Annotated in this window: 12 protein-coding genes; 7 read left to right on the forward strand and 5 right to left on the reverse strand. The window is 32.4% G+C overall.

Annotation, left to right across the window (positions count from 1 at the left end; translation table 11 throughout):
- Positions 1 to 570 precede the first annotated feature (570 nt).
- Positions 571 to 1,251: a DUF4294 domain-containing protein gene (locus JI750_RS21100; protein WP_202006388.1), complete on the reverse strand. Its 681-nt coding sequence runs from the start codon at positions 1,249 to 1,251 to the stop codon at positions 571 to 573.
- A gap of 81 nt (positions 1,252 to 1,332) precedes the next feature.
- Between JI750_RS21100 and JI750_RS21105 the strand changes: the two genes are divergently transcribed.
- The 6 genes from JI750_RS21105 (at position 1,333) to JI750_RS21130 (ending at position 10,058) form a co-directional block, all read left to right on the forward strand.
- Positions 1,333 to 2,421 (forward strand): M42 family metallopeptidase, encoded by a 1,089-nt coding sequence (locus JI750_RS21105; protein ID WP_202006389.1) that lies wholly within the window; start codon positions 1,333 to 1,335, stop codon positions 2,419 to 2,421.
- Between the two features lie 66 nt (positions 2,422 to 2,487).
- Positions 2,488 to 3,168 carry a response regulator transcription factor gene (locus tag JI750_RS21110; protein WP_202006390.1) on the forward strand — a complete coding sequence of 227 codons (681 nt, stop codon included), beginning with the start codon at positions 2,488 to 2,490 and terminating at the stop codon, positions 3,166 to 3,168.
- The gene (locus JI750_RS21115; RefSeq protein WP_202006391.1) at positions 3,165 to 4,526 is read left to right on the forward strand and encodes a HAMP domain-containing sensor histidine kinase; all 1,362 of its coding nucleotides are present in this window, start codon (positions 3,165 to 3,167) and stop codon (positions 4,524 to 4,526) included. The genes JI750_RS21110 and JI750_RS21115 overlap by 4 nt, the downstream gene beginning before the upstream one ends.
- Positions 4,527 to 4,610: 84 nt before the next feature.
- Complete coding sequence (locus JI750_RS21120; RefSeq protein ID WP_202006392.1) at positions 4,611 to 5,858, forward strand: TolC family protein; 1,248 nt, start codon at positions 4,611 to 4,613, stop codon at positions 5,856 to 5,858.
- Between the two features lie 12 nt (positions 5,859 to 5,870).
- Positions 5,871 to 6,956 carry an efflux RND transporter periplasmic adaptor subunit gene (locus tag JI750_RS21125; RefSeq protein ID WP_202006393.1) on the forward strand — a complete coding sequence of 362 codons (1,086 nt, stop codon included), beginning with the start codon at positions 5,871 to 5,873 and terminating at the stop codon, positions 6,954 to 6,956.
- Between the two features lie 3 nt (positions 6,957 to 6,959).
- A complete protein-coding gene (locus JI750_RS21130; protein ID WP_202006394.1) occupies positions 6,960 to 10,058 on the forward strand; it encodes an efflux RND transporter permease subunit in 3,099 nt (1,032 codons plus the stop codon).
- A 164-nt stretch (positions 10,059 to 10,222) separates the two neighbouring features.
- Here JI750_RS21130 and JI750_RS21135 read toward each other — a convergent pair whose 3' ends face one another.
- The gene (locus JI750_RS21135) at positions 10,223 to 10,603 is read right to left on the reverse strand and encodes an ankyrin repeat domain-containing protein (RefSeq protein ID WP_202006395.1); all 381 of its coding nucleotides are present in this window, start codon (positions 10,601 to 10,603) and stop codon (positions 10,223 to 10,225) included.
- Positions 10,604 to 10,988: 385 nt separating this feature from the next.
- On the opposite strand from JI750_RS21135, the gene JI750_RS21140 reads away from it, so the two are divergent.
- Positions 10,989 to 11,531, forward strand: a complete 543-nt coding sequence (locus tag JI750_RS21140) for an SRPBCC family protein (protein WP_202006396.1) — start codon at positions 10,989 to 10,991, stop codon at positions 11,529 to 11,531.
- Positions 11,532 to 11,594: 63 nt separating this feature from the next.
- Here JI750_RS21140 and JI750_RS21145 read toward each other — a convergent pair whose 3' ends face one another.
- The 3 genes from JI750_RS21145 to JI750_RS21155 form a co-directional block, all read right to left on the reverse strand.
- Complete coding sequence (locus JI750_RS21145; protein ID WP_202006397.1) at positions 11,595 to 11,978, reverse strand: ankyrin repeat domain-containing protein; 384 nt, start codon at positions 11,976 to 11,978, stop codon at positions 11,595 to 11,597.
- A 146-nt stretch (positions 11,979 to 12,124) separates the two neighbouring features.
- A complete protein-coding gene (locus tag JI750_RS21150; RefSeq protein ID WP_202006398.1) occupies positions 12,125 to 12,505 on the reverse strand; it encodes an ankyrin repeat domain-containing protein in 381 nt (126 codons plus the stop codon).
- Positions 12,506 to 12,752: 247 nt separating this feature from the next.
- Complete coding sequence (locus JI750_RS21155; protein ID WP_202006399.1) at positions 12,753 to 13,706, reverse strand: phosphoribosylaminoimidazolesuccinocarboxamide synthase; 954 nt, start codon at positions 13,704 to 13,706, stop codon at positions 12,753 to 12,755.
- Between the last annotated feature and the right edge of the window lie 45 nt (positions 13,707 to 13,751).

Raw genomic sequence — 13,751 nt, forward strand, 5'->3', positions numbered from 1 at the left:
ATAAAGCTGCCGGAATGTCTAAGAGCGTTTTTCGCTGTTGCGGGTGCAAAAGTAGAACCTTTTTCCGCTTCTGCAATACTTTTTACCGGCTTTTTTAAATCTTTTTTCAAGTTATTTCTTAACTATCTCATAACGGACGCTTTACATTTTAAGATTTTTCAGTTTTGCGTAAGGTTTTTCTTCGTACGGCCGCGTTTTTGGCATTTTTTGGCGCTTCCGGATTCCCGATTCTGCAAAGTTTTCAGGTTTTCAGCCTCTTTTTATATGATTCTCCACCATTTTAAAGGAGGCTTTACATCCCAAAGCTTCTTCTGGAAACCGAGGCCATAGCCCCGATAGGAGCGGAAATCCTTTTTATGGCGGGGTTCGCCATAAAAAGATTGGAGCGCATAGCGGGAAACAGCTCCTTATTAATATTAAAACTGCAATGCTGGAATTCCAAACATGAAAAGCTTTGGCTCCGCTCAGCAAGACGATCAATATTTTATACTTATATATATGTATACAAAAACAAAACCCGACAGGTTTTCAAAATCTGTCGGGTTTATGTACTATTATATATATGTAGAATTATTTCTTATTTAAATCTTTTGCTTTTTGTTGCCACTTCTCTGCTAGATCTTCGTAATCTACAGGATTGGCTGACTTTTGATTTGTTAATCGACCAGATTCAAATGCTCGAACTAAAATTGTCTCTATTAAATAGTCTTCGTTAACTTCGTATGGCTTATACTCTTCTTTTAAACTAATGTCAAATAAATTAGCGGTTGTATTAGAAACAAATGCCTTGAATCCACTTTTTAGTGTTTTAATCAACTCATATGTCGTAATTCCTGTTTGACGATGTATGAGCTTTACTAAAATCTGCCCTTGTTTTCTAGAGAGCTTTTTAAGCCTTTCTTCAAATTCGTTATTCAGATAATCTTCTACAATCTTAAAATACTTCTTTTTCTCGCGACTTGTTTTTAGACGAGCCATTCCGTTATTCAATGCAGTTAATCGCTCTGCGGCCAGTTTAGCATACGGGTATACTTTATATACTCTATTTTGAAGAATCTGAAATTGCTTCATTTCTTCTGGACTCATCTTTTGCCCTTTTGAAATAATTATTTCTGGCAATTGAATAGTGTCTCCAAGAATAGAGTCTTTCTCTGTCAATATATATCCCATTTGTTCATTTTCCTTGGGAGTAACTTGGGCTTTGGATGAAAAACAAACTAAGAGTATAAATAAAAAGGTGGTTAGTCTCATTGAATCATAATTTAAATGTAAAATTATATATTTATACACAACTCTGATACCAAATTTATATTTTAGCAAAAAAATATTTTTATGATTACAAATTCTATCTTAAATGATTCTTCAATAGCATTTTTAGAAAGCTACCTAAATAACGCTTCTCCAACAGGTTACGAAAGTGAGGGGCAAAAACTTTGGATGAATTATTTAAAACCTTATGTAGATACATTTATTACAGATACTTATGGTACAGCTGTTGGGGTAATTAATCCAGATGCTCCTTATAAAGTTGTAATCGAGGGACATGCAGATGAAATTTCATGGTATGTAAATTATATTACAGAAGATGGTTTAATCTACGTTATTCGAAATGGTGGTTCTGATCATCAGATTGCTCCTTCTAAAAGAGTAAACATTCATACTAAAAACGGAATCGTTAAAGGTGTTTTTGGATGGCCTGCAATTCATACTCGTTTACGTGACAAGGAAGAGATTCCTAAATTAAGTAATATTTTTATTGATTTAGGATGCGAAAATAAAGAGCAAGTTGAAGCTTTAGGTGTTCACGTTGGGTGTGTGATTACTTATCCTGATGAATTTATGATTCTTAACGAAAACAAATTTGTCTGCCGTGCTATCGATAATAGAATGGGTGGTTTTATGATTGCCGAAGTTGCTCGTTTATTAAAAGAAAATAATAAAACGCTTCCTTTTGGTTTATATATTGTGAATTCTGTTCAGGAAGAAATTGGTCTTCGAGGAGCTGAAATGATTGCACATAGAATAAAACCAAATGTTGCGATTGTTACTGATGTTTGTCACGACACTACTACTCCAATGATTGATAAAAAGGTTGAAGGAGACCTTAAAATGGGTAAAGGTCCTGTTATTGGTTATTCTCCAGCTATTCAGAACAAATTACGTGATTTGATCGTAGATGCTGCTTCAGAAAATAAAATTCCGTTTCAAAGGCATGCTACTTCACGTGCAACGGGAACAGACACTGATGCTTTTGCTTATAGTAACGGCGGTGTTCCTTCTGCATTGATTTCGCTTCCGTTGCGTTATATGCATACCACAGTTGAAATGGTTCATAGAGATGATGTTGAAAATGTTATCCAATTGATTTATGAGTCATTACTAAAAATTGAAAACAATCAGACGTTCTCATATTTCAATTAAAAAAACAATTCTACATATTAAATTCGACCGTTTCTTGAAATGGTCGAATTTCTAAATTTACGAATAATGAAAATACTACTACTCGAAGACGATTTTACTTTGTCGAAAGAAATCTCAGCATTCTTTACCTCAAAGAAGTTCGAGTGTATTCCTTATTATGATGGTTCATTGTTGTTGAAAAAATATTTTCCGTATGAATATGATCTGGTTATTCTGGACATTAATGTTCCCGGATTAAACGGAATAGAGGTTTGCAAAGGCATTCGTAAAATCGACATTAAAACACCAATAATAATGCTTACTGCTTTTAGCGAAATTGAAGACAAATTGTCTTCATTTGATAATGGAGCAGATGATTATTTAGTAAAACCATTTCATTTTGAAGAATTGTATGCTAGAGTACAATCTCTTTTAAGAAGAAAGGAAGTTCCGCAGCAAGTAGAAAGTAAAATTGTAATCAGAGATTTAGAAATTTTTGAAGAAGACATGAAAGTTTTTAAATCTGGTGAAGAAATTAAACTTACTCCAAAAGAGTTTAAATTGATTTTAATTTTGGCTCATGCCAAAGGAAAAGTGCTTTCGAAACAATTTATTGCCGAAAAACTTTGGGACTATCATATTGAAACGAACCAGAATACTATTGAAGTTTATATTAACTTTTTAAGAAAAAAAATCGACAAGGATCACGAAGTAAAACTTATTCGTACCAAGGTTGGCTATGGCTATTATCTAAGCGATCAAGAATGACATTAAAAAATAGAATATCACTTTTAGTAAGTCTACTGTTTACCATTCTTTTTGGACTGGCATCTACAGTGATATTCATTTTGTATTCTAATTATCGAAAAGAAGAGTTTCGAGATCGATTAGAGATTAAAGCTTTATCTAACATTAAATTACTGGTTAATGTCAAACAAGTCGATAATCAACTTTTAAAAATAATAGATCAAAATTCTATTAATAAGCTGTATGATGAAAAAACATTAGTTTTTGACTCTAATTATAAGTTAATCTATAGCAGTATTGATGATGCTAAAATTAATTGGTCTGTTGAAGACTTAAAGTTTTTAAAAAAGAATAAAACCTTTTTTAAACAGCAAGGGGATTATGAAGTGTATGGCGTTTTTTACGATACAAACGATAAGGACTTTTATGCTTTAATATCTGCAACAGATAATTATGGTAAAAAGAAACTGCTTTTTTTAAGATACACATTAATCATTTCGTACATTTTCTTTACCACAATCTGTTGGTTGCTAACTTCTTTTATGGTTAGAAAAGCAATGAATCCGCTTCTTGCTTTTCATCAGAAAATAAAGAACATTAACGAAAATAATCTCGATACCAGAATTGCATCTAACAATACCAAAAATGAAGTGGATTTGCTTGCTGATGAATTTAACTTTATGATGGACCGAATTGAGATTTCATACCAAAAACAAAAAGAATTTACTGCTCATGCCTCACATGAATTAAGAACGCCACTTTCTAGAATGACTTCTCAGATCGAAAATGCTATTGCTGATCCAGAAACAAAACCTAAAAATAGTTCTTTCTTAAACAATATATTGTCTGACGTTAATCATTTAGGTGAATTAATTAATTCGCTTCTCATTCTTTCAAAAATTGATAATAGAAAAACTGAAAACAACGAAATTCAGCGTATAGACGAGATTTTATTTTCCTCAATCGAAAAAATCAACAAAACATTCCCAGATTTTGTGATTCTTTTTGAAATGGAAGAAAGCGATGATTTAGATACCGCATTAGAAATAAAAGGAAACAAAAACCTTCTAGAAATTGCTTTAACTAACATATTAAAGAATGCCTACATTTATTCAGACAATAAACAGGCTAAAGTAAAAATAAGCACTGATCATTATCATCTTATAATTTCTGTTTCAAATACAGGAAATACTTTAAACGAAGAAGAACAAAAAAATCTTTTCGAACCTTTTATGCGTGGGCAAAACTCAAAAAAAACTTCAGGTTTTGGGCTCGGACTAAGAATTGTTCATCGCATTTTGACAGTTCACAGAGCAAACATAACCTACTCAACTCCAAATATTAACACGAATTTATTTCAATTATTTTTCGATTTGTAAACTTTTTTAAGCTATTTTTAAGGTAGATTTTAAGCTCCCCTAAAGCCTGTTGATAGCATATTTGTATAATCCTAAATTAATACAATGAAAAAGTTATTCGCATTGCTGTTGTTTGCGGTTTTAAGTCAGACTGCAATAGCACAAAAAACAGTCACGCTTCAAGACTGTGAAAGCCAATTCTTAAAAAAGAATTTATTTTTATTAGCATCTCAATACAATATCGATGCTTCTAAGGCTCTAACCATTCAAGCCCGTATTTGGGATAACCCAGTAATAACTGCTGAACTGAATGCGTATAACCCAGAAAGAGACAAGTTTTTTGACATTGGCAAAGAAGGCCAAAAAGCATTTAGTATCGAACAGCTTATTTATCTTGGCGGAAAAAAACGTAATGAAGTTAAGTTGGCTCAAACCAATACACAATTGGCAGAATTACAATTTAACGATGTGCTACGCACCTTAAAATTGCAATTACGTAAAAGTTTTTACACGGTTTATTACAATACTAAAAACCTTGAAAACACAGATAAACAATTGGCTCACATTGAAAATCTGATTAATTCTTATTCGGTTCAGGCTCAAAAAGGAAATATTCCTTTAAAAGATGTGGTACGTCTACAATCGTTATATCTGAATTTTAAAAATGAGCGCCTTGAAGTCGTAAACAATAATATAGAAGAGCAGGCAAATTTAAAATTGCTTTTGAACGAGACTGAAAATGTAATTCCTTCTGTAAGCAAAGATGATTCAAATAAGTACTTAAAGGTTATTGCTTTTGATCTTAAAGGGTTTGAAGAACAAGCTATTGCAAACCGTCCTGATTATTTAGCAAAGCAAAAAGAAATTGAAGCCAATGAACTCAATGTGCGATTTCAGAAATCGCTTGCTGTTCCAGATCTTACTTTGGGTGCCAATTATGACCAGCGAAGTGGAGCTTTCAATAAAGAAGCCAATGTTAGTATAGGTATTCCGTTGCCGCTTTGGAATAAAAACAAAGGAAATATCAAATATGCTCAAACTATTCTAGAACAATCAAAAGTTGAAAAACAAAATTTTGAACTACAGCTTCAAACTGAAATCACTTCTGCTTGGACAAAATGGGATGAATCTAGACAAAACTACAGTGTAATTAAACCTACCGTAAATTCTGATTTTGAAGCTGTTTACAACGGGATGCTAACCAACTTTCAGAAACGAAATGTCAGTCTTTTAGAATTTACCGACTTCATGGAAAGCTACAATCAAGCAATAATTCAATTAAATGAATTGAAGAAAAAAGTAGTATTAGCAGGTGAAGAATTAAACAGTACCATCAACAAAGATTTATTTTAAAACAGTAAAGAAATGAAACATATATTATTCGTAGGAATCGCAATTGTAAGTCTATCTCTAGCAAGCTGCAAAAAAGAAGTCGAAAATCCTGAAACAAATACCTCTTTTGTTTTAAGCAACGATATGCTAAAAACGACAACTACTGCAAATGCAGAAATGCAGCCCTTAAAAAATGAATTAAGTTTTTACGGAAAAATTACTGCTGACAATAATAAAATGATAGATGTTTATCCTTTAGTTGGCGGAAATGTAATGAAAGTAAATGTTGAGCTTGGTGATTACGTTAAAAAGGGACAAGTTCTAGCTACAATAAAAAGTACCGATGTCGCTGATTTTGAAAAACAATCTATTGATGCAAAAAGTGATTTATTGGTTGCAAAAAACAATTTAAAAGTAGCTCAAGAGTTATTTGACGGAAAATTAAATTCTGAAAGTGATGTGCTTCAAGCAAAATCTGAAGTTAATAAAGCACAATCTCAATTGAGCAAAATTCAGGAAACTTACAAGATCTATAATATTAAAGCAGGATCCATATATGAAGTAACGGCTCCGATAAGCGGTTTTATTATTCAAAAAAGTATTAATCAAGATATGCTTTTACGAAATGATCGTTCTGAAAACATATTCGATATTGCAGAAATCAGTGAAGTTTGGGCAATGGCAAACATTAATGAAATTGATATTAATAAAGTTAAGCTAGGAACCGCCGCAGCTGTTACCACTTTAAGTTATCCAGATAAAACATTTCATGGGAAGGTTGATAAAATCTACAATGTAATTGATCCTGAAACCAAAGCAATGCAAGCAAGAATCAAATTAAACAATCCTGATTATATGCTGAAACCTGATATGAATGCCAATATAAAACTATCATTTAACGAAGGTCAGTCTATGATAGCCGTACCGAGTAAAGCTATTGTTTTTGACAAGAGTAAAAACTTTGTTGTTGTATTTAAGGACCGTAATAACATAGAAACAAGACAAGTAGAAGTTTATAGAGTTGTAGGCGATACAACCTACATTTCAAGTGGATTAAAAGAAAGTGAGAAGGTAATCACAAACAATCAGTTATTTATTTACGGTGCTTTAAATAATTAAGACATGAACAAATTCATAAAAAATATCATTGCTTTCTCTTTAAAGAATAAAGCATTTACTTTCTTTTGGGTCGGATTATTGGCTGTCGCAGGATTTATTTCATTTAAAAACATGCCTATTGACGCCTTCCCAGATGTTACCAATACACAAATTATCATCATTACACAATGGAACGGAAAGAGCGCCGAAGAAGTAGAACGCTTCGTTACTTCTCCAATCGAGATATCAATGAACTCGGTTCAGAAAAAAACCAGCGTTAGAAGTATTACAATGTTTGGGTTATCGGTCATTAAAATCATTTTTGATGATGGCGTCGATGATACTTTTGCTCGCTTTCAGGTAAACAATTTACTGAAAAACGTTTCGCTTCCGGATGATGTTGAACCTGATGTACAGCCACCTTATGGGCCAACAGGAGAAATTTTCAGATATATTGTAAAAAGTGACAGCAGAGACAGTAGAGAATTATTGACTTACCAAAATTGGGTAATAGATAAACAATTGCGTTCTCTTCCTGGTGTTGCCGATTTAAATGTTTTTGGAGGACAAACTAAAACGTACGAAGTTGGAGTTGATCCAATAAAATTAGCTAAATATAATATCACGCCATTACAAGTTTATAACGCAGTAAATGCAGGTAACTTAAACGTTGGTGGTGACGTTATCGAGAAAAATGGACAAGCATTTGTTGTTCGTGGTGTAGGTTTATTAAAGTCTAAAGAAGATATCGGAAATATAATTGTTGATGATGCAGGCGGAAATCCAATTCTAGTTAAAAATCTTGCTGATGTTTACGAAAGTTCAATGCCAAGAGTTGGACAAACCGGTCTAGGAAATAATGATGATGCTGTTGAAGGGATTGTCGTGATGCGTAAAGGCGAAAATCCGCAGGAAACTCTTGCTTTAATTAAAGCCAAAATTAAAGACCTTAACGATAATGTTTTACCAAAAGATATTAAAATTGAAACATTCTATGATCGTGATAATCTGATGAATTTCACGACCGAAACCGTAATGCACAATTTATTTGAGGGTATAATTCTAGTTACTGTTGTCGTATTTCTTTTCATGGCCGACTGGAGAACTACTTTTACAGTATCGATCGTTATTCCGCTTTCATTATTATTCGCTTTTTTATGTCTTAAAATGATGGGAATGAGCGCCAACTTATTAAGTTTAGGTGCAGTCGATTTCGGAATTATCATTGATGGTGCCGTTGTAATGGTCGAAGGATTATTTGTAGTCTTAGATCATCGAGCACATCAATTGGGAATGGAAAAATTTAATAAAATTGCTAAAGGAAGCTTGATTAAGAAAACTGGAACAGAAATGGGTAAAGCCATTTTCTTTTCTAAATTGATCATTATTACAGCTTTACTTCCTATTTTCTCCTTCCAGAAAGTAGAAGGAAAAATGTTCTCTCCCCTAGCCTTTACATTAGGTTTTGCATTATTGGGAGCACTTATTTTCACCTTGACTTTAGTTCCGGTTCTTTCTCATATTCTATTAAATAAAAATGTAAAAGAAAAACATAATCCGTTTGTTAATTTTTGGGATCGAATTGTAGGCAAAGGATTTGCTTGGACATTTAAACATAAAGTTCAAACATTAATCGCTTCTATAGGATTACTGGCTGCGGTTTTCTTTTCTGCTGGATTCTTAGGAACAGAATTTTTGCCACAATTAAATGAAGGTGCACTATGGGTAACGGCTGAATTACCAATGAGTACTTCTCTTCCTGAAAGTGTTAAGACGGCAGCGATGATTAGAAAAGACCTTGAAAGTTTCCCTGAAGTTAAAAAAGTTTTATCTCAAACTGGTCGTAGTAATGACGGAACCGATCCAAACGGTTTTGGATTCATTCAGCTTCAGGTTGATTTATTGCCAAAAGCAGAATGGAAGCGCAAGATTTCGATGGATGATCTGATTAATGAAATGGATAATAAACTGAAAGTTCATCAAGGAATTACCTATAATTATTCGCAACCTGTAATTGATAATGTTGCTGAATCTGTAGCAGGATTCAAGGCTTCTAATGCAGTTAAAATTTATGGTGATGATTTGAATAAATTAGACCAGTTAGCCAATGAAGTTTTAGCTCAAATAAAAAATATTCCTGGTATAAAAGATGCTGGTATTTTAAGAAATGTTGGTCAGCCCGAAATTAGCGTTATTCTAGATAGAGAAAAAATGGCGGCTTATGGAGTAACTTTAAGTGACGCTCAAGCAGTTTTAGAATTGGCTTTTGGAGGAAAAACAGCAACTGAAAAATATGAAGATGAAAAGAAATTTGATGTTCGTGTTCGTTTTTCAAAAGAATATAGAAAAGATGAAAAAGATTTGGAAGAAATTAAAGTTCCAACCATCAGCGGAATTAAGATTCCTTTAAAAGAAATCTGTGACATTAAAACTATTACTGGTCCTGCATTTATTTACCGAGATAATACCAAACGTTTTATTGGAGTTAAATTCTCTGTTCGTGATAGAGACTTAGGAAGTACCATTGCCGAGGCACAGCAAAAAGTAAATCAATTGAAGCTTCCTGCAGGTTACACAACAGGCTGGACCGGAGAATTCGAAAACCAAGTTCGTGCAAGTGCGCGTCTTGCTCAGGTTGTGCCAATCAGTTTAATTGGAATATTTGTTCTTTTATTTATTTTATTCGGAAACTTTAAAGATTCCCTTCTTGTTTTAGCCAATGTTCCGTTTGCCATTATTGGCGGAATTATTGCTCTTCATATTACAGGAATGAATTTTGGTATTTCTGCGGGTGTTGGATTTATTGCACTTCTAGGAATCTGTATTCAAAATGGAGTAATTCTGATATCTGAATTCCATCATAATCTGAAAGCCAAATTCTCACTAGAAGAATCTATTTTTAGAGGGGTTAAAGCCAGAACTAGAGCTGTGGTGATGACAGCATTAATGGCCTCTATTGGTCTTATGCCAGCAGCCATTTCTACAGGAATTGGTTCAGAATCTCAAAAACCACTTGCCATTGTAATTATTGGAGGTTTAATGACCGCAACTGTATTAACTTTATTGGTATTTCCAATTTTATTCTGGGTATTCAATAGAAAAAAAGATGTGCCAATAGAATAAACAATCAAAATATTTAGTTTTAAATCAATTTGTTGGGATTTAAAAAAGAAGAAGCATCATTCTCGTAATGATGCTTTTTTGTTTTTAGATCATTTAACTTTAAAACAAAAAAAATGACCTTTTGCTCAGAAAGGTCATTTTACTAACTCAAAACTTTTAAACTGTTATTTCAAATCTTTCAAAAGCGCAATTGCATCTGAAGCATTTGATGTTTGTGCATATTTCAATGCCGTAAAACCTTTTTCATTTTTGGCATTAGGATTTGCTCCATTAGCCAATAAAACTTTAATGATTTCATGTTTATTGTAACGTGCAGCGATCATTAAAGGAGTAAAATCTTCAGAGATCTGATTAACGTCTGCGCCGTATTCAATAAACTTTTTAACTGTTTCAATGTCGCCTTTACTAATAGCAACATTCAAAGGAGTTGCAGTATAACCTGTGCGCTCAATTGGATTTTTAACAGTTGTAACTCCGTTTGAAGCCATTGCTACATTTCCAAATGTCACTAAGGCTAGTCCTAAATAAATAACTGATTTTTTCATAATGATTGATGTTTATTAAATGATTGATGATGATTTTAATTTGATGATGTAAAAGTAAAATATTTTATCGTATTATGCATTACAAAGTACCATGTTTTAACCAATTCTTAACAGTTACTTAATAAAACGGTAATCAAAGAACCTTTAAGTTATCAAATTATTGATTTTACTATAATAGACTACAGAAAAGAAAAAATGTTACAACAAATCTTATTTTTTTTCAATCTTTTTGCAAAGGCAGTTATTTCGAACTCTCAATTATTTTTTTAAATTTACTATAAGATTAAAAATCAAAAGCATATTTTTTTAATCTAAAAGCCCTATAATTTGTCACTTAGCAAAAAAAATCTGTTTAAAAAAGCTATTAACCTTAAAACAAAAAACCATGATTTTTATTAAAAGATTACTCGTCATCTTAATTTTATTTATTTCAATTGTTTTAATTGCGGCTTATTTTATGCCAAAGGAATATTCGGTTGAAAGAGAAATTACAATAAATAGATCTGCTGATAGTATTTTTAAGTATGTCAGATCCCTAAAAAATCAAAATGAGTTTAGTGTATGGGCGAATATGGATCCAAAAATGAAAGTTAATTATAAAGGAATTGATGGCGCAGTAGGCTCTGTATCTTCTTGGGAAAGTAATGTTAAAGAAGTTGGCGTTGGCGAGCAAGAAATTACAAAAATAACAGAAGGACGACGCCTAGATTTTGCACTTCGTTTTAAAAAGCCAATGGAAGATACTGCTGTTGGTTTTATGTCTACAGAACCTGTTTCAGGAAATCAGACAAAAGTAAAATGGGGAATCAGCGGTGTAATTCCTTATCCAACCAATATTATGCTTCCCATGCTGAAAATGGATCAAATGATTGGAAACGATTTACAAAAAGGTTTAGAAAACCTAAAAGATAAGATGGAAGAGAATTAATCTCTCATTAAAAATAAAAAGCATCATCGAGAAAATGATGCTTTTTTCTTTTTCATAAAATGACTATCGTCGCGACTTTTCTAAAATAGCTATCGATTCAGTTGCTTTAGCATAATTAGCATAGTCCAAAGCTTTAAACCCTTGCTCATTTACAATTGATGACTTAGCACCATTTGCTAATAAAATTTTAATAATTTCAAAATGATTATAACGAGCAGCTAACATTAGCGGCGTCATCTTTCTTGAAATCTTATTGACATCTGCACCGTATTCAATACATTTTTTCACTTTTTCAATATCTCCCTTGCATATAGCTCTGTGTAAAGGTGATGCAGAATAAGCTGGAATCTCAATTTTATTTTTAATTGCCAACTCTTTACTAGAAGCAGTGGCAAAACTTGCAAATGCGACAAAAGTCATTCCTAAGATAATTACTGTCTTTTTCATAATTGATTGTTTATTAAGTGATTGATGATGATATATTTATACTATAGACGACTAATAAATGATTTGGTTTCTGATTTTTGAAAAAAGAATAAAAAAAGCATCATCTTTCTATAAGATGATGCTTTTCTTTTTTGCTTTTAAAAATTTTATCTAAGCCCTTTTAAAATGGCTGCAGACTCAGTTGATTTCGCATATCTGGCATAATCCAATGCTCTAAGTCCATGCGAATTTTCAATTGAAGGTTTAGCTCCATTTGCCAATAAAATTTTAATAATTTCTACATTATTAAAACGAGCCGCAAGCATTAAAGGCGTCATGTTTCGCACAATTTTATTTACATCTGCGCCATATTCAATGCTTTTCTTTACGGTTTCAACATCTCCATTGCACACTGCCAAATGTAAAGGCGATGAAAAATTGAAAGGAATTTCAATTTGATTTTTACTTTCTAACTTCAAGTTAGAAGCTGTTGCAAAATTTGCAAATACGGCCAAAGCCGTTCCGAAAACGATTACTGTTTTTTTCATGATTGATTGCTTGTTTAATGATTAATGATTGTGATGATTACTTGTTAGACGCTCATTACATAGAAAACGTTGCATTAGAAATGAAAAAAAGATAAAATTTCTTGGAGCAAGATTAAAAACCTCAATCAAGCACGCTGAAGTGTGTTTTTAATTTAATTTTTAGCAAAAAAAAATACCCTGCTGTAAAAACAGCAGGGTATTTTATTATAAATTTTAAAGCTTAAGTATTCGTTTAAGCTCGAAATTGTTATTTTGAAGAAAGGTATTCTAATACATTTTTTTCAATACGCTGATCAATATTATCAATATCAGCTTTTACAAATTCCTCTCCTAAAATGTTCTCATATAATTCAATATATCTTTCAGAAACAGATTCAATGTATTCATCTGACATGTTTGGAATTTGCTGCCCATCTTTTCCTTGAAAATCATTTTCGATTAACCAACGACGAACAAATTCTTTAGATAATTGTTTTTGCTCCTCTCCTTTTTCTTGTCTTTCAGCATATCCGTCTGCGTAGAAATAACGAGAAGAATCTGGTGTATGGATTTCGTCAATTAAAACAATAACACCATCTTTTGTTTTTCCGAATTCGTATTTTGTATCTACCAAAATCAATCCGCGTTTAGCAGCGATTTCAGTTCCTCTTTGAAATAAAGCTCTTGTATATTTTTCTAGAATTAAATAATCTTCTTCAGAAACAATTCCTTTAGCCAAAATATCTTCGCGAGAAATATCTTCGTCATGAGAACCATTGTCTGCTTTTGTAGTTGGTGTAATAATTGGCTCTGGAAATTTATCGTTTTCTTTTAAACCTTCAGCCATTGTTACGCCACAGATTTGTTTTCTTCCTGTTGCATATTCACGAGCTGCATGTCCAGAAAGGTAACCGCGAATAACCATTTCTACTTTAAAAGGATCACATAAGTGTCCAACAGCAACGTTTGGATCTGGAGTAGCAATCAGCCAGTTTGGAACGATATCTTGCGTCAATTCCATAAATTTTGTTGCAATCTGGTTCAAGATTTGTCCTTTGTACGGAATTCCTTTTGGCAAAACTACATCAAAAGCCGAAAGTCTATCGGTTGCTACCATTACTAAAAGTTCGTCGTTAATATTGTAAACTTCTCTAACTTTTCCGCGGTAAACTGATTTCTGGTTCGGGAAATTAAAATTTGTAGTTGTGATTGTATTGCTCATTATCTAGTTGTGTTGTTTTTTATGAAGGCAAATTTAAAACTATTT

This window comes from Flavobacterium tagetis (genome assembly GCF_016735615.1).
Lineage (GTDB): Bacteria > Bacteroidota > Bacteroidia > Flavobacteriales > Flavobacteriaceae > Flavobacterium > Flavobacterium tagetis.

Bases quoted from the DNA above. Each gene is read 5' to 3' on its own strand.
- JI750_RS21100 (WP_202006388.1), bottom strand. From the start codon at position 1,251: ATGAGACTAACCACCTTTTTATTTATACTCTTAGTTTGTTTTTCATCC.
- JI750_RS21105 (WP_202006389.1), top strand. From the start codon at position 1,333: ATGATTACAAATTCTATCTTAAATGATTCTTCAATAGCATTTTTAGAA.
- JI750_RS21110 (WP_202006390.1), top strand. From the start codon at position 2,488: ATGAAAATACTACTACTCGAAGACGATTTTACTTTGTCGAAAGAAATC.
- JI750_RS21115 (WP_202006391.1), top strand. From the start codon at position 3,165: ATGACATTAAAAAATAGAATATCACTTTTAGTAAGTCTACTGTTTACC.
- JI750_RS21120 (WP_202006392.1), top strand. From the start codon at position 4,611: ATGAAAAAGTTATTCGCATTGCTGTTGTTTGCGGTTTTAAGTCAGACT.
- JI750_RS21125 (WP_202006393.1), top strand. From the start codon at position 5,871: ATGAAACATATATTATTCGTAGGAATCGCAATTGTAAGTCTATCTCTA.
- JI750_RS21130 (WP_202006394.1), top strand. From the start codon at position 6,960: ATGAACAAATTCATAAAAAATATCATTGCTTTCTCTTTAAAGAATAAA.
- JI750_RS21135 (WP_202006395.1), bottom strand. From the start codon at position 10,603: ATGAAAAAATCAGTTATTTATTTAGGACTAGCCTTAGTGACATTTGGA.
- JI750_RS21140 (WP_202006396.1), top strand. From the start codon at position 10,989: ATGATTTTTATTAAAAGATTACTCGTCATCTTAATTTTATTTATTTCA.
- JI750_RS21145 (WP_202006397.1), bottom strand. From the start codon at position 11,978: ATGAAAAAGACAGTAATTATCTTAGGAATGACTTTTGTCGCATTTGCA.
- JI750_RS21150 (WP_202006398.1), bottom strand. From the start codon at position 12,505: ATGAAAAAAACAGTAATCGTTTTCGGAACGGCTTTGGCCGTATTTGCA.
- JI750_RS21155 (WP_202006399.1), bottom strand. From the start codon at position 13,706: ATGAGCAATACAATCACAACTACAAATTTTAATTTCCCGAACCAGAAA.